Below are 14,222 nucleotides of genomic sequence, written 5' to 3'. Positions count from 1 at the left end.
CCCACCCGCCCACCCCTCTTCTGCCTCCTGGGTGAATTGGAGGCGGGCGCACGCTGCGGATTCCCCACCCACGACGATCTCCATGTCTATATGACAAACCCCGCCTGCCACCCCACCCTCGGAGGTTCCATGCACGCGACCGCGGAGCTGATCGGCGCCGCAGCCACGCTCATCGGCGTCGGTATCCTGACGCTGGCGAGCGTCCGCAGCATCAGCCGCCGCTGAACCGCCCCGGAAGGGGAAGGTGGGACAGCGGGCAACCGCGCAGGGGGGTGCCGCCGTCCTACCGCGCGTGTGTAGCTTTGGCCTCTGTCTGAGACCCTGATGTGGCTGAGCAGTAACTCTTGACACCGGAAGGACGGTCGTGCACATCGTCATCATGGGCTGCGGGAGAGTGGGTTCCGCTCTCGCCCAGACCCTGGAGCAACAGGGGCACACGGTCGCCGTGATCGACCATGACCCCACCGCCTTCCGACGACTGGGCTCCGGGTTCGGGGGCCGCCGCGTCACCGGCGTCGGCTTCGACCAGGACACCCTGCGCGAGGCGGGCATCGAGGAGGCCGGGGCGTTCGCCGCGGTGTCCAGCGGCGACAACTCGAACATCATCGCCGCGCGAGTGGCCCGCGAGATGTTCGGGATCGAGAACGTCGCGGCCCGGATCTACGACCCCCGGCGCGCCGAGGTCTACCAGCGCCTCGGCATCCCGACCGTGGCCACGGTCCGCTGGACGGCCGACCAGATGCTGCGCAGGCTGCTGCCCTCGGGCGCGGAGCCGCTGTGGCGTGACCCCACCGGTGGTGTGCAGCTGGCCGAGGTGCACGCCTCCGCGTCCTGGGTGGGCCAGCGGATCAGCCGGCTCCAGGAGGAGACCGGGGTACGGGTGGCGTTCCTGACCCGGCTCGGTGAGGCGATGCTGCCCTCCTCGCAGACGGTGCTGCAGGAGGGGGACCTGGTGCACGTGATGATGCGCACCGACGAGGTCGACAAGGTCGAGGCGGCGTTCGCCAAGGGTCCCGAAGAGGAGGGCGGTCACTGATGAGGGTCGCCATTGCCGGTGCCGGCGCGGTCGGGCGTTCGATCGCGGGCGAACTGCTGGAGAACGGCCACGAGGTCCTTCTCATCGACAAGGCGCCGACCGCCATCTCCGTCGAGCGCGTCCCGCAGGCGGAGTGGCTGCTCGCCGACGCCTGCGAGATCACGTCCCTGGACGAGGCCGCGCTGCAGCGCTGCAACGTCGTGATCGCCGCGACCGGCGACGACAAGGTCAACCTGGTCGTCTCACTGCTGGCGAAGACGGAGTACGGCGTCCCGCGCGTCGTCGCCCGGGTGAACAACCCGAAGAACGAGTGGCTGTTCAACGAGTCCTGGGGCGTGGATGTCGCCGTGTCGACTCCCCGCCTGATGTCGGCCCTGGTGGAGGAGGCGGTCAGCGTCGGCGACCTGGTCCGTCTGCTCCGCTTCAGCCACGGCGACGCGAACCTCGTCGAACTGACCCTGCCCGAGGAGTCGGCCCTGGCCGGCACGCAGGTGGGCGACGTGGAGTGGCCGGAGGACACCTCCCTGGTCACCATCATCCGCGGCACCCGGGTCCTCACCCCGACCCAGGAGGACTCCCTGGAGGCGGGCGACGAACTCCTCTTCGTGGCCGCGCAGGCCCGCGAGGAGCAGCTGGAGGACCTGCTGTCGGTCCGCCGGGAGGAAGCGCCGAGCTGATCCCTTCGTCTGTGACGACGAGAAGGGGCGCCCTGGGAATCCAGGGCGCCCCTTTTTTGCTCACCTTTTTTACTCATCGCTGCTCTGAGCCGGGAACTCCCTGCTCTGCGGCGGGAGCTATGCCTCCCGGCGGTGCCGTCCCGCGTTCGGCTCGCTCCCCGCGGCGGCGGTCCTCTCCTGGGCGGTCCTCTCCTGGGCGGCCCTCTCCTCCGCGGCCTTCTCCTCCGCCTCCATCTCCGCGAACACGTCGATGGGGGCGGGGGCCTTCGCCAGGAAGACCCAGGTCAGCCAGACGGCCAGCAGGAAGGGCGGGATCTTCAGCGCGATCAGCACCCAGCCCAGCTGCGTCGTGTCGGCCCACCAGTACAGCGGGAAGAGAACCGCGCACTTGGCCAGCAGGATCAGCCCCCAGGCCCAACTGGCCTTCGCATAGGCCTTCTTGCGTCCCGGGTTGCGGGTGCGCCAGGAGAGGTTCTCCTTGAAGACGGGCCCGAGGATGAGCCCGATCAGCGGGACGCCGCACAGCGTGGTGATGATGTACGCCAGCCCGAGGCCCAGCGTGTAGAGCATGCCGGGCAGGTAGAAGTCCTTGGCGTTGCCGGTCATCATCGCGAAGACGACGCCGAAGGCCACGCCGAAGACACCGCTGAAGGCGTGCTTGACGGTGTCCCGCATCACCAGGCGGACCACGACCAGCAGCAAGGACACAGCGAGCGCGGCGATCGCCGACAGGTGCAGGTCCTTGTTGATCGTGTAGATGGTGACGAACAGCAGGCCGGGCAGCACCGTCTCGACCATGCCCCGCACGCCGCCGAACGCCTCGAACAGCGCGGCCTCCGTCACCGCCCGTGCGTCCTGCTCCGTGTCTTGGGTCGGCTTGTCGAGCGACGTCACCGGCTACTCCCTACCGAGGGGTCTCAGTTCGTACTTCGGATTGAACAGCACTCGGCGGCCACGGCTCATCGAGATCCGCCCGGAGGCGATCAGCTTGCGGCCCGGCTCTATGCCCACTATGGAGCGTCTGCCGAGCCACACCACGTCCAGGGCGGCGGTGCCGTCGAACAGCTCGGCCTCCAGAGCGGGAACTCCCGCGCGCGGCCGCAGAGTGACCGTGCGCAAGGTACCAGTAACCGTGACGACCTGGCGGTCGTGACAGTCACCGATCCGGGTGCATCCGGCGGTCGCGGCATCCTCCCGCAGCTCCTCGGACTCGAGGTCCTCCTGCGACGAGGAAAGCCGGTCGAGCATGCGCCGGAACCGGCCCGCCGGCTTCTCGGAACGAGGAACAGGACTCATATCTGAAGCGTACCGGGGCCCACCGACAGCTACGTACCCGCGACCCCGGGCCTCGAACCGGTGTGCCCCGCCCCCCGGACCCCCGGCCCCCTCTCCGCTCACTGCTCGAACCGATACCCCATCCCCGGCTCCGTGATGAAGTGCTTCGGATGCGACGGGTCCGCTTCCAGCTTTCTGCGCAGTTGCGCCATGTACACCCGCAGATAGTTCGTCTCCGTCCCGTACGACGGTCCCCACACCTCCTGCAGCAGCTGCTTCTGGCTGACCAACCGGCCGTCGTTGCGCACCAGCACCTCCAGCAGATGCCACTCCGTGGGCGTCAGCCGGACGTCCCTGCCGTGCCGCTGGACCTTCTTCGCGGCCAGGTCGACGGTGAACTCGTCGGTCTCCACCAGTGCCTCGTCCTCGCCGCCCCCGTTGGGCTCGGCGCGCCGGACGGCGGCCCGCAGCCTGGCCAGCAGCTCGTCCATGCCGAAGGGCTTGGTGACGTAGTCGTCGGCGCCCGCGTCCAGTGCCTCGACCTTCTCGTCGGAGGAGTGCCGCGCGGACAGCACCAGGATCGGCACCCGGGTCCAGCCGCGCAGCCCCTTGATCACCTCGACGCCGTCCATGTCGGGCAGGCCCAGGTCGAGCACCACCACGTCCGGGTGGCGGGCGGCGGCGACCTGGAGGGCGGTGGCTCCGTCGTGCGCCGAGTCGACCTCGTACCGACGTGCCTTGAGGTTGATCACGAGGGCGCGCACGATCTGCGGCTCGTCGTCGATGACCAGCACCCGCGTGGGGGGCTGGGGAGTCCCCCCGCTGAGGCTCACCATGTGACCCGCCTTTCTGGTTCCGCCGGCTGGAGAAGCTCCGGGGCCGATCCGGCCGCCGGGAGCGTGAGCACCATGGTGAGGCCACCCCCGGGCGTGTCCTCGGCGTCCAGCGTGCCGCCCATGGCCTCCGCGAACCCGCGTGCCACGGCGAGCCCCAGTCCCACTCCGGCCCCGCGCGGTGCGTCACCGTAGCGCTGGAAGGGCTCGAATATACGTTCCTTGGCCGCGTCCGGGACTCCCGGCCCGCGGTCGACCACCCGGACCTCGACGCGGTCGGCGATGGCGCTGGCGGACACCAGGACGGGCCGGCCGGCCGGGCTGTACTTGACGCCGTTCTCCACCAGGTTGGCCACCGACCGCTCCAGCAGCCCGGGATCCACCGCGACCATGGGCAGCGTCTCCGGAATGTCCAGGTCGGCGCTGCCCTCGGGCACTCCGCCGAGCGCCATCGGCACCACCTCGTCGAGGTCGATCTCCCGGATCAGCGGGGCGACCGTGCCGGTCTGCAGGCGGGACATGTCCAGCAGATTGCCCACCAGGTGGTCGAGCCGGTCGGCACCGTCCTCGATGCCCTCCAGCAGCTCGGCCCGGTCCTCCTCGGACCACTCCACGTCCTCGGACCGCAGCGACGAGACCGCGGCCTTGATCCCGGCCAGCGGTGTCCGCAGGTCATGGCTGACGGCGGCCAGCAGCGCGGTGCGGATCCGGTTGCCCTCGGCGAGCGCCCGCGCCCGGTCGGCCTCCTCCTGGAGCCTGCTGCGGTCGAGCACGACGGCCGCCTGGGCGGCGAAAGCTGCCAGCACCCGGCGGTCCTCGGCGGGCAGCACCCGGCCGGTCAGCGCGAGCGCCAGATGGTCCCCGACCGGAACGTCGACGTCCGCGTCCTCGGGCCGCTCCACGGGCCGCCCCAGCCCGGCCCGGCTGGCGCAGATCCACGGGTCGACGTCGTTCGCCCGTTCCAGGAGGGCCGCCGACTCCATGCCGAAGGTCTCCCGGACCCGCTCCAGGAGTTCCTCCAGCCCGGTCTCACCGCGCAGCACGTTGCCCGCGAGGAAGGACAGGATCTCCGACTCGGCCCGCAGTCTGGCCGCCTGGTGGGTGCGGCGGGCGGCGAGATCGACGACGGAGGCCACCGAGATGCCGACCCCGACGAAGATCACGATGGCGACGATGTTCTTCGGGTCGGCGATGGTCCAGCGGTGCAGGGGCGGTGTGTAGAAGTAGTTGAGCAGCAGGGATCCGACTGCGGCCGAGGCCAGCGCCGGAAGGAGCCCGCCGAGCAGGGCCGCCGCCACCGTCACCGCGAGGAACAGCAGCATGTCGTTGGCGAGGCCGAGGTCCACCACGTTGAGCAGGAAGGCCATGACCGCCGGGCCGCCCACGCCGATCAGCCAGCCCCACAGGATCCGGGCCCTGCCCAGTCGCGCGCCCCGGGTCACGGGCAGTCCGCGCCCCTTGGCGACCTCCTCGTGGGTGACGATGTGCACGTCGAGGTCGGGTCCCGACTCCCGGGCCACGGTGGCGCCGACGCCCGGTCCGAACACGTACTGCCAGGCCTTGCGGCGCGAGGAGCCGAGGATGATCTGGGTGGCGTTCACGCCACGCGCGAAGTCCAGCAGCGCGGCCGGAATGTCGTCGCCCACCACATGGTGGAAGGTGCCGCCCAGGTCCTCGACGAGGGTGCGCTGCACGGCGAGTTCCTTGGGCGAGGCCGAGGTCAGCCCGTCGCTGCGGGCTATGTAGACCGCCAGCACCTCGCCGCCGGCGCCCTTCTCCGCGAGCCGCGCGGCACGGCGGATCAGCGTCCGCCCTTCGGGGCCGCCGGTCAGGCCGACCACGATCCGCTCGCGTGAGCCCCAGATCTTCGAGACCCGGTGCTCGCTGCGGTACTGCTTGAGGTACTCGTCGACCCGGTCGGCCACCCACAGCAGCGCCAGTTCCCGCAGCGCGGTGAGGTTCCCGGGCCGGAAGTAGTTCGACAGGGCCGCGTCGACCTTGTCCGGCTGGTAGATGTTGCCGTGCGCCATCCGTCGGCGCAGCGCCTGTGGCGACATGTCGACCAGCTCGATCTGGTCCGCCCGCCGCACCACCTCGTCCGGCACGGTCTCCTGCTGACGTACGCCCGTTATCGACTCGACGACGTCCCCCAGCGACTCCAGGTGCTGGATGTTGACGGTGCTGACCACGTCGATCCCGGCGGCCAGCAGCTCCGCCACGTCCTGCCAGCGCTTGGCGTTGCGGGAGCCGGGGATGTTGGTGTGGGCGAGTTCGTCCACGAGCGCGACCTCGGGCCGTCTGGCGATGACGGCGTCGACGTCCATCTCGGTGAACGTGCCACCCCGGTAATCCAGCTCCCTGCGGGGGATCTGCTCCAGGCCGTGCAGCATCACCTCGGTACGCTGCCGGTCATGGTGCTCCACGAAGGCGACCACGCAGTCGGTACCGCGTTCGACACGGCGGTGCGCCTCGGACAGCATCGCGTAGGTCTTGCCGACGCCCGGTGCCGCACCGAGGTAGATCCGAAGCTTGCCGCGTCCCATGGCCTCATTGTCTTCCGGGTCCCGCCTGACTGCGCAGCGTCGACCTTACGGCCAATAATCGCGACAAATGAGGCCGGGAGCGGCCCGGAGGCCGTCTTTGACGCAACCCTGACGCCGGGTCCTACGGGGAGGCGGTCATCCCTCGACGATCTTCCCTTGACGGCTCTCGGCAGCTCCAGTGACCGGTCTCGGCGCAGGGACGGCAGGAGCTCGACGCGTTCCTCCCCCGTGTCCCGGACGCCGGCTGTCTCAGGCGGCGTCCGGCAGGTCAACGCTTCGGGGCAGCTCGTGGTTCCCGCACGAAAAGGGCCGCATCCCCGGGGCGGGGATGCGGCCTCCTGACTTCACGACGGGCCCGGCGTCACGCCCCGCACGTGCCGTGGAACCTGCCTACGACGCTCAGCGCACCTCGGTGATCTCCGGGCCGCGCTGCAGCTGTCCCATGCCACCGGAGAAGCGGGAACCCTCCTCCTGCTGGACGCCCTCGGGAACCATCTGGGCGTCGTTCGGCAGCTTCAGGACGATCGGGTCGCGGGGCGCCATCGGGCCCTCGCCGCGGACCACGACCGTGTCCCGGAAGATCTGCTCCAGCAGACCGGCCGCCTGCGGCTGCACCGCGCCCTGACCCGAGATCACCCCGCGCAGGAACCAGCGGGCACCGTCCACACCGACGAACCGCACCACCTGGAAGCCGCCCGTGCCGTCCGGCAGCTGCACCGGCACCTGCGCGCGGAGCTCCCAGCCCAGCGGCCCCTCGACCTCGTCGACGATGCCGCCCTGCTGGGTGATGCCCGAACCGATCTCCTCGCGCACCTCGCCCCAGATTCCCTCACGCTTGGGAGCGGCGAAGGCCTGCAGCTGGATGGCGCTGTCGCGCAGCACGACGGTCGCCGCGACGATCGCGTCGCCCGCGACCTCGACCCGCAGTTCCATGCCTTCGACGCCCGGCACGAACAGACCGCCCAGGTCCACCCGGCCCTCGGCCGGGTCACGTACCTCGGTGCTGTCCCACGGCCCGTCCGGCCGCGGCTCCGGTTCGAGCCGCACGCGCTCACGCGTGCCCTCTGCCTCGTCCGCCTCAGCGTCGACGCTGTCGACGACCTGCTCGGCCTCGCCGGCCGCGTCCTCGGCGGCACCCTTCTTCTTGCGACGTCCGAACACGTCACTGTCCTTCCCGGTCGGATACGACCGAAGCGTATCGATTCCCACCCGTCGCGCCGCCCACGGCGACATGACCACTTGTGCCGCTCCCGTCGTCCACCGCGGCATGACCTCCGGTGGACCCGAAGCCCCCCTCGGCCCGTGCCGAGCCGGGAAGCTCCGCGACCTCCTGGAAGCGGACCTTCTCGACCTGCTGGACAACCAGTTGGGCAATCCGGTCGAAGCGCTCGAACCGCACGGACTCGCGCGGGTCGAGATTCACCACGATCACCTTGATCTCCCCACGGTACCCGGCATCAACCGTCCCCGGGGCATTCACCAGAGCGACACCGCAACGGGCGGCGAGACCGGAACGCGGGTGCACGAACGCCGCGTACCCCTCCGGGAGCGCCACAGACACTCCGGTGGGCAGTACGGCCCGCTCCCCCGGCTTCAGTTCACAGCTCTCGGTGGTGCGCAGATCGGCTCCCGCGTCACCGGGGTGCGCGTACCCCGGAAGCGGTACGTCCGGGTCGACGCGCCGGATCAGCACGGCGAGTTCTTGACGGGGCTCACGGCTCACGGGTTCACCTCGAAGGCGCGGGCACGCCGGGTCTGGTCCGGGTCGTTCATGGCGGCCCGGATCTCCTTCGGACGGCCGTGGTCGATGAAGTGGCCGACCTCCACCTCGATGAAAAGGGCGTCGGCACGGATGGCGAGGGGCCCGTCGGGGCCGCCGATCCGACCGGTGGCGGCGGAGAAGATCTTCCGTCCGGCCACGGCTGTCACCTCGGCCTCCAGGTACAGCACGGTGTCCACCGGGACCGGCCGCACGAAGTCGGTCTCCAGCCGCCCGGTCACGGCGATCGTCCGCAGCAGCCAGTTCAGCGATCCGAGGACCTCGTCCAGGGCGGTGGCGAGCACCCCGCCGTGCGCGAGGCCCGGAGCTCCCTGGTGCGCGGGGCGCACGGTGAACTCCGCGGTCACCGTCACCCCCTCGCCGGCCCGCGCCCGGAGGTGCAGTCCGTGGGACTGTTCGCCGCCGCAGCCGAAGCACTGGCCGTAGTGCTCGCCCAGCAGCTCACCGGGCGCGGGCGCGTCAGGATGACGCACCGGCCTCACGGCGTCGGCGGGTGGCTCAACAGCGGCGGAAATACGACTCACAGCCGCAGACCTTACCCGCGCGTCGGCGCCTTCCGGACACCGTGCCAAGCTTGGTTTCATGCAGCTCTCCGCGGCCCCGTACGAAGAACGCCTCACCACCCCGCGCACCTGGTGGTTGATCTCCTTCCTGGTGGGGGTCTCGATGGCCCTGATCCTGCTGCCCTTCGGCACCCTGCCGATGCTCGGCGGCCTGGTCGGCGGCACCGCCGTGGCGGCGGTCGTGGCCAGCGCGTACGGCTCGTTGCGCATCCGGGTCCAGGGCGGCTTCCTGATCGCGGGCGAGGCGAAGATCCCAGTGTCGGCGCTGGGCGAGGCGGAGGTGCTGGACGCGGCGGAGGCGAGCGCCTGGCGCACCTACAAGGCCGACACCAGGGCCTTCCTGCTGCTGCGTGCCTACATCCCCACCGCGCTGCGCGTGGAGGTCACGGACCCCGAGGACCCGACGCCGTACCTGTACCTGTCGACGCGTGAGCCGGAGCGGCTGGCGGAGGCGCTGAAGGCCGCGCGGGCGGCGGCCTAGCACACCCGGCCGAGGCGTCACCCGAGCTGTTTCGGTACGACCCCCATCGCCAGCGGATCCGGTGGCGTCTCCAGCGGCGGCAGTTCCGGCAGGGCGTCCCACGGCACCTGCCTTCTGCGCAGGTCGGCCCGGATGCGCTGGGCGAGTTTGCGGGTGTCCCGGTGATTCATGACCGCTCCGACGGCCGCGCCCACCATGAACGGCATCAGGTTCGGCAGATCACGCACCATCCGCTTCATGATCTGCTGCCGCAGTTGCTGCTTGAGCGGGCCGTTCACCGCCGTGCTGACGGACGACGGTTTGGTCACGTCGATTCCGCGCTCGCCCGACCAGGACTCGAGATACGCGGTGGACCGCTCTTTCAGACCGCCGGGCGGCCGAAGGCCGTAGACCTCGTGGAGTTCGGCGATCAGCTTCAGCTCGATCGCCGCCACGCCGGTGATCTCGGCGGCCAGTTCTGTGGGCATCGCGGGCGGCACCGGCAGCATCGCCGCCGCGCCGATCCCCGCTCCGACCGTCGCCGTCGCGGTCGAGGCGCCCGCCACGAGCCTGTCCGCGAGCTCCTCGGGCCCGAGCCCGGGGAACTGCGCGCGCAGCGTCGCGAGGTCGCGTACGGGGATCCGCGGGGCTATGTCGATGATGCGGTCAGCGAGGTGTCCCAACGCCGCCTTGGCGCGGCTGCCGCTCTTGCGGACGCCTTCCCGGGCCTTGTCCCGGATCTCCGCGGCCCGCCGCCGTGCGACGGGCGCGGGAATCTCCACCGGCGCCGGGAAGTCGGGCCGGTCGGTTGTCGGTTCGAGCGAGGCCGATCCCCTTTCGGATGAGCCCCGCTCGTCGTCACGCGCGCCGTGCCGTCCATCGGACGGCACCGAGTCCGCTCCCCACGGGAGGAAGCGGCGCTTCCGGGGAGGGGTCGAGCCAGTCACGGCCGACCCGTCCTCAGTCGCAGTCGCGGCAGATCGGCTGACCGTTCTTCTCCCGGGCCAACTGGCTGCGGTGGTGGACCAGGAAGCAGCTCATGCAGGTGAACTCGTCCTGCTGCTTCGGCAGCACCCGGACTGCCAGCTCCTCGTTGGAAAGGTCCGCGCCGGGCAGTTCAAGTCCCTCGGCGGCCTCGAATTCGTCGACGTCCACGGCCGAGGTCGACTTGTCGTTCCGGCGGGCCTTCAGTTCTTCAAGGCTGTCCGAGTCGACGTCGTCGTCGGTCTTGCGTGGGGTGTCGTAGTCGGTTGCCATGTCGCTCTCCCCCTCTGGGTGTCTGCGGTGTCTCCAGCGCACGTAACGCGTGAGAGGCCGGACTTGTGCCCGACCTGAGGCGGAGATTTTGCCTCACATCAAGGTCTGTTACTCAATCGACACCCAACCGGACTCCTGTTGAGTGATCGGGTTGGATGGCGATCGGGACCGTACACGGTCCGAATCCCGCACTACAAAGGCGTCTCACCGTGTACTTCCCGTGATCAAGGCCCCAGAAAACCCGGATTTTCCCGACTTTCCGCCCGTATTCGTGATCACGGAGAGTAGATAGCCAGAAAATCGCCTTTGTGATCGATCACACACTGGAGTACTCGATCAGCGCCGTGAAAATTCCGCGCAAAGCGAACATCCCCGTCTCTCGGTCCAGGTGCGGGGGTCATGATCTCAGACGGGAAGGGTCACCCGCATCACGAGCCCACCTCCTTCGCGTGGCCGAGCCGAGATGTGCCCGCCATGCGCCCGGGCCACCGACCGGACGATGGACAGTCCCAGGCCCACACCCTTGTCGCTGCCCGTTCGTTCCGTACGCAATCGCCGGAAGGGCTCGAAGAGATTGTCGATCTCGTACGCCGGCACCACCGGGCCCGTGTTGGACACCACCAGCAGCGCCTGACCGTGCTGCACCTCTGTGGTCACCTCGACCCAGCCGCCCTCGGGCACGTTGTACCGCACGGCGTTCTGCACCAGGTTCAGGGCGATCCGCTCCAGCAGTACGCCGTTGCCCTGGACGACCGCGGTCTTCTGCTCCCCACGGATCACCACGCCCTTGGCCTCGGCCTCGCCGTGCACCTGGTCGACGGCCTGCTCGGCGACCTCCGCGAGGTCCACCGGCTTGCGCTCGACGATCTGGTTGTCGCTGCGGGCCAGCAGCAGCAGGCCCTCGACGAGCTGCTCGCTGCGCTCGTTGGTGGCCAGCAGCGTCTTGCCGAGCTGCTGGAGCTCGACCGGTGCGCCCGGATCGGACAGGTGCACCTCGAGGAGGGTGCGGTTGATCGCGAGCGGGGTCCTCAGCTCGTGCGAGGCGTTGCCGACGAAGCGCTGCTGGGCCGTGAACGCCCGTTGCAGTCGCTCCAGCATGTCGTCGAAGGTGTCGGCGAGCTCCTTGAGCTCGTCGTCCGGGCCGTCCAGCTCGATACGGCGGGACAGGTCCGAGCCCGCCACCGCGCGCGCGGTGCGGGTGATCCGGCCCAGCGGCGACAGGACCCGGCCGGCCATCGCGTAACCGAAGGCGAAGGCGATGATCGCGAGGCCGAGCAGGGCCAGGAGCGAGCGGCTGAGCAGGTTGTCCAGGGCGACCTGGCGCTGGTGGTCGATGCACTCGCTGATCGCGTCGTTGAACGTGTCGAGGGGGACCTTGTTCACACCGTTGACCGCGGGGCAGTCCGCACTGGTGACGCCGATGTTCGAACCGTCGACGATCTTGAACAGCGGCGCGTTGCCCGTGTTCACGGCCTGCGCCGCCAGCAGGTAGATGATCGACAGCAGCAGGATGCCGGCGATCAGGAACATCCCGCCGTACAGCAGCGTGAGCCTTATGCGGATGGTCGGGCGCAGCCACGGGAAGGGCGGCTCCGGCCTGCGGGGGTCCCAGGTGGGCTTCGGGGGCGCCTGGGGAGGCGCCGGGGTCGCGGCCACGGGCGATCAGATCCGGTAGCCGGAGCCGGGGACGGTCACGATGACGGGAGGTTCGCCCAGCTTGCGGCGCAGGGTCATGACGGTGACGCGCACGACGTTGGTGAAGGGGTCCGTGTTCTCGTCCCAGGCCTTCTCCAGGAGCTGCTCCGCGGAGACCACCGCGCCCTCGCTGCGCATCAGCACCTCCAGCACGGCGAACTCCTTGGGCGCGAGCTGCACCTCCTTGCCGTCCCGGAAGACCTCCCGGCGGTTCGGGTCGAGCTTGATGCCGGAGCGCTCCAGGACCGGTGGCAGCGGCACACTGGTGCGCCGGCCGAGGGCTCGCACGCGTGCCGTCAGCTCGCTGAAGGCGAAGGGCTTGGGGAGGTAGTCGTCGGCGCCGATCTCCAGCCCCTCGACGCGGTCGCTGACATCGCCGGACGCCGTGAGCATCAGCACGCGGGTGGGCATGCCGAGTTCGACGATCTTGCGGCAGACGTCGTCGCCGTGCACGAGCGGCAGGTCCCGGTCGAGAACCACCACGTCGTAGTCGTTGACGCCGATGCGCTCCAGGGCGGCCGCCCCGTCGTACACGACGTCGACGGCCATGGCCTCCCGGCGCAGTCCGGTGGCCACGGCATCGGCGAGCAGCTGCTCGTCCTCGACGACGAGTACGCGCACGTCGCTTGTCCTTCCTGTGTCCACCCGCGTAGCTTCTCGGCCCGCGCGGGCAGGGGTTTCGGTTGAGTGTGTTGGCCTCCATCCTGCCCTTTTCGGCCATAAGTCGGCTGTAAGACGGGTGAGAGCCGCCTGAAGAACGGGTGCGAGGCTCGGGAATGGGAGATTTTCTCGCCGGGTTGAGGTTTCCGTGGAGGGGAGCGGGGGGAGGACGGCTTTACACCCCGCGATCACGCTCTGTTTGTGCCGTACCACCATGCGGCACCCCGCGTTCCATTTGCGCAGAGTGGGCGTGGGTGTCCGGCACCGTCGCCGCCCGGCAGGGCATGGCGCTGGGCATCTACTGGAGACGTGATCGCCCCTTCCCAACGGCACACCCCCGTGCCACCGACCCACGACCCTGGACGAGGGGGCGCAGCATGGACGCATTCACCGCAGGACTTCTGCAGCGCATAAAGGCGACCGAGTCCGACCTGACGCGGGCTCGCGACGAGGGCGACGACTTCCTCGTCGAGGTTGAGCAGGCCGAGCTCGACGACCTGCGCCGCCTCGCCGCCGACCACGGTGTGGAGGTCGGCGCGTCGCGCGTCTGATCAGCTCGCACAGCACGACAGCGGGGCCCCGGCGAATCCAGCGCCGGGGCCCCGCTTCACTGCCGGCCCCTTCAGTCGTGCCAGGCGCCGAAGTCCTCCAGGAGCCGCTGGAGGGGCTCGAAGACGCCTGGGGTGCCCGCGACCGTGAGGGCGTGTGCGGGGCGCTCTCCTGGGCGTCCACCGGTCAGGGCGCCCGCCTCACGGGCGATGAGGTCTCCCGCCGCGAGGTCCCAGGGGTGCAGGCCGCGTTCGTAGTAGCCGTCGAGGCGCCCCGCGGCGAGATCGCACAGGTCGACCGCCGCCGAGCCACCGCGCCGGATGTCGCGCAGCAACGGGATCAGCTTCCGGGCGACCTCGGCCTGGTGGACGCGGACCTCGGTGACGTAGTTGAAGCCGGTCGACACCAGGGCCTGCTCCAGGGGCGGGGCCGGGCGGCAGGCCAGTTCCCGCTCGCCGTCCCAGCCGCCGGTGGCCCAGGCTCCCGAGCCCCGTACCGCGTGGAACGTCTCGCCGCGCATCGGTGCCGCGACGACGCCGACGACGGTCTCGCCGTCCTGTTCTGCGGCGATGGAGACGGACCAGGTCGGCAGCCCGTACAGGTAGTTGACCGTGCCGTCGAGCGGGTCGATCACCCAGCGGATCCCACTGGTGCCCTCGGTGGAGGCCCCTTCCTCACCGAGGAACCCGTCGTCAGGGCGGTGCCGGCTGATCAGGTCGGTGATCAGCTTCTCCGCCGCGATGTCCATCTCGGTGACCACGTCGATCGGACTCGACTTGGTCGCGGCGACCGCGAGGTCGGCCGGGCGGCCGTCCCGCAGCAGGGCGCCGGCGCGGCTTGCGGCCTCCTGGGCGAGGGCGAGCAGTTCCGAGTGCAGGGGGTCGGTCACGGGGC

General features: G+C 70.2%; 17 protein-coding genes. 5 read left to right on the top strand and 12 right to left on the bottom strand.

The annotated features are described in order from the left end of the window. Positions 1-90 precede the first annotated feature (90 nt). From ACFYRY_RS26650 to ACFYRY_RS26640, 3 genes are all read left to right on the top strand, one after another. Complete coding sequence (locus ACFYRY_RS26650; protein WP_389151670.1) at positions 91-225, top strand: hypothetical protein; 135 nt, start codon at positions 91-93, stop codon at positions 223-225. 139 nt (positions 226-364) lie between these two features. Further along, positions 365-1,036 (top strand): TrkA family potassium uptake protein, encoded by a 672-nt coding sequence (locus ACFYRY_RS26645; RefSeq protein WP_356762716.1) that lies wholly within the window; start codon positions 365-367, stop codon positions 1,034-1,036. Further along, positions 1,036-1,713, top strand: a complete 678-nt coding sequence (locus ACFYRY_RS26640) for a TrkA family potassium uptake protein (protein WP_356762714.1) — start codon at positions 1,036-1,038, stop codon at positions 1,711-1,713. The genes ACFYRY_RS26645 and ACFYRY_RS26640 overlap by 1 nt, the downstream gene beginning before the upstream one ends. 117 nt (positions 1,714-1,830) lie before the next feature. Here ACFYRY_RS26640 and ACFYRY_RS26635 read toward each other — a convergent pair whose 3' ends face one another. The 7 genes from ACFYRY_RS26635 to ACFYRY_RS26605 form a co-directional block, all read right to left on the bottom strand. Continuing rightward, entirely contained in the window at positions 1,831-2,607 is a 777-nt protein-coding gene (locus ACFYRY_RS26635; protein WP_389150582.1) for a DUF3159 domain-containing protein, read from the bottom strand. 3 nt (positions 2,608-2,610) lie between these two features. Then, complete coding sequence (locus ACFYRY_RS26630; RefSeq protein ID WP_356762710.1) at positions 2,611-3,009, bottom strand: OB-fold nucleic acid binding domain-containing protein; 399 nt, start codon at positions 3,007-3,009, stop codon at positions 2,611-2,613. A 98-nt stretch (positions 3,010-3,107) separates the two neighbouring features. Then, positions 3,108-3,824 carry a response regulator gene (locus tag ACFYRY_RS26625; RefSeq protein ID WP_389150578.1) on the bottom strand — a complete coding sequence of 239 codons (717 nt, stop codon included), beginning with the start codon at positions 3,822-3,824 and terminating at the stop codon, positions 3,108-3,110. After that, on the bottom strand, positions 3,818-6,364 hold the full coding sequence (locus ACFYRY_RS26620; protein ID WP_389150575.1) for an ATP-binding protein: 2,547 nt from the start codon (positions 6,362-6,364) through the stop codon (positions 3,818-3,820). The genes ACFYRY_RS26625 and ACFYRY_RS26620 overlap by 7 nt, the downstream gene beginning before the upstream one ends. 399 nt (positions 6,365-6,763) lie before the next feature. Next, positions 6,764-7,525 carry a DUF3710 domain-containing protein gene (locus ACFYRY_RS26615; protein ID WP_389150573.1) on the bottom strand — a complete coding sequence of 254 codons (762 nt, stop codon included), beginning with the start codon at positions 7,523-7,525 and terminating at the stop codon, positions 6,764-6,766. Between the two features lies 1 nt (position 7,526). Continuing rightward, complete coding sequence (gene dut / locus ACFYRY_RS26610; RefSeq protein ID WP_389150570.1) at positions 7,527-8,087, bottom strand: dUTP diphosphatase; 561 nt, start codon at positions 8,085-8,087, stop codon at positions 7,527-7,529. Continuing rightward, positions 8,084-8,668 (bottom strand): PaaI family thioesterase, encoded by a 585-nt coding sequence (locus tag ACFYRY_RS26605; RefSeq protein WP_389150567.1) that lies wholly within the window; start codon positions 8,666-8,668, stop codon positions 8,084-8,086. The genes dut and ACFYRY_RS26605 overlap by 4 nt, the downstream gene beginning before the upstream one ends. A gap of 58 nt (positions 8,669-8,726) precedes the next feature. Here ACFYRY_RS26605 and ACFYRY_RS26600 point away from each other — a divergent pair, with 58 nt between their 5' ends. Beyond that, positions 8,727-9,188 carry a DUF3093 domain-containing protein gene (locus ACFYRY_RS26600; RefSeq protein WP_389150564.1) on the top strand — a complete coding sequence of 154 codons (462 nt, stop codon included), beginning with the start codon at positions 8,727-8,729 and terminating at the stop codon, positions 9,186-9,188. Between the two features lie 17 nt (positions 9,189-9,205). Here ACFYRY_RS26600 and ACFYRY_RS26595 read toward each other — a convergent pair whose 3' ends face one another. The 4 genes from ACFYRY_RS26595 to ACFYRY_RS26580 form a co-directional block, all read right to left on the bottom strand. Next, positions 9,206-10,114 (bottom strand): hypothetical protein, encoded by a 909-nt coding sequence (locus tag ACFYRY_RS26595; RefSeq protein ID WP_389150561.1) that lies wholly within the window; start codon positions 10,112-10,114, stop codon positions 9,206-9,208. Positions 10,115-10,127: 13 nt separating this feature from the next. Beyond that, positions 10,128-10,424: a DUF4193 domain-containing protein gene (locus ACFYRY_RS26590; RefSeq protein WP_005481602.1), complete on the bottom strand. Its 297-nt coding sequence runs from the start codon at positions 10,422-10,424 to the stop codon at positions 10,128-10,130. 405 nt (positions 10,425-10,829) lie between these two features. Continuing rightward, the gene (locus ACFYRY_RS26585) at positions 10,830-12,080 is read right to left on the bottom strand and encodes a sensor histidine kinase (protein WP_389150559.1); all 1,251 of its coding nucleotides are present in this window, start codon (positions 12,078-12,080) and stop codon (positions 10,830-10,832) included. Between the two features lie 6 nt (positions 12,081-12,086). Next, on the bottom strand, positions 12,087-12,740 hold the full coding sequence (locus ACFYRY_RS26580) for a response regulator transcription factor (RefSeq protein ID WP_356762691.1): 654 nt from the start codon (positions 12,738-12,740) through the stop codon (positions 12,087-12,089). 416 nt (positions 12,741-13,156) lie between these two features. On the opposite strand from ACFYRY_RS26580, the gene ACFYRY_RS26575 reads away from it, so the two are divergent. After that, a complete protein-coding gene (locus tag ACFYRY_RS26575; protein ID WP_166662679.1) occupies positions 13,157-13,330 on the top strand; it encodes a hypothetical protein in 174 nt (57 codons plus the stop codon). A gap of 71 nt (positions 13,331-13,401) precedes the next feature. On the opposite strand, the gene ACFYRY_RS26570 is transcribed toward ACFYRY_RS26575, so the two are convergent. Further along, complete coding sequence (locus ACFYRY_RS26570) at positions 13,402-14,217, bottom strand: inositol monophosphatase family protein (protein ID WP_389150555.1); 816 nt, start codon at positions 14,215-14,217, stop codon at positions 13,402-13,404. Positions 14,218-14,222 lie beyond the last annotated feature (5 nt).

It is taken from the genome of Streptomyces sp. NPDC005263 (assembly GCF_042872365.1).
Taxonomy (GTDB): Bacteria; Actinomycetota; Actinomycetes; order Streptomycetales; family Streptomycetaceae; genus Streptomyces.
The sequence above is the reverse complement of the archived record's forward strand: the minus strand, read 5'-3'. Positions and strand labels throughout refer to the sequence as shown.

What these genes read in the sequence shown, in the direction of transcription:
- ACFYRY_RS26630 (WP_356762710.1), bottom strand. Translation starts at nt 3,009, where the DNA reads ATGAGTCCTGTTCCTCGTTCCGAGAAGCCGGCGGGCCGGTTCCGGCGC.
- ACFYRY_RS26640 (WP_356762714.1), top strand. Translation starts at nt 1,036, where the DNA reads ATGAGGGTCGCCATTGCCGGTGCCGGCGCGGTCGGGCGTTCGATCGCG.
- ACFYRY_RS26575 (WP_166662679.1), top strand. Translation starts at nt 13,157, where the DNA reads ATGGACGCATTCACCGCAGGACTTCTGCAGCGCATAAAGGCGACCGAG.
- ACFYRY_RS26650 (WP_389151670.1), top strand. Translation starts at nt 91, where the DNA reads ATGACAAACCCCGCCTGCCACCCCACCCTCGGAGGTTCCATGCACGCG.
- ACFYRY_RS26620 (WP_389150575.1), bottom strand. Translation starts at nt 6,364, where the DNA reads ATGGGACGCGGCAAGCTTCGGATCTACCTCGGTGCGGCACCGGGCGTC.
- ACFYRY_RS26625 (WP_389150578.1), bottom strand. Translation starts at nt 3,824, where the DNA reads ATGGTGAGCCTCAGCGGGGGGACTCCCCAGCCCCCCACGCGGGTGCTG.
- ACFYRY_RS26600 (WP_389150564.1), top strand. Translation starts at nt 8,727, where the DNA reads ATGCAGCTCTCCGCGGCCCCGTACGAAGAACGCCTCACCACCCCGCGC.
- ACFYRY_RS26590 (WP_005481602.1), bottom strand. Translation starts at nt 10,424, where the DNA reads ATGGCAACCGACTACGACACCCCACGCAAGACCGACGACGACGTCGAC.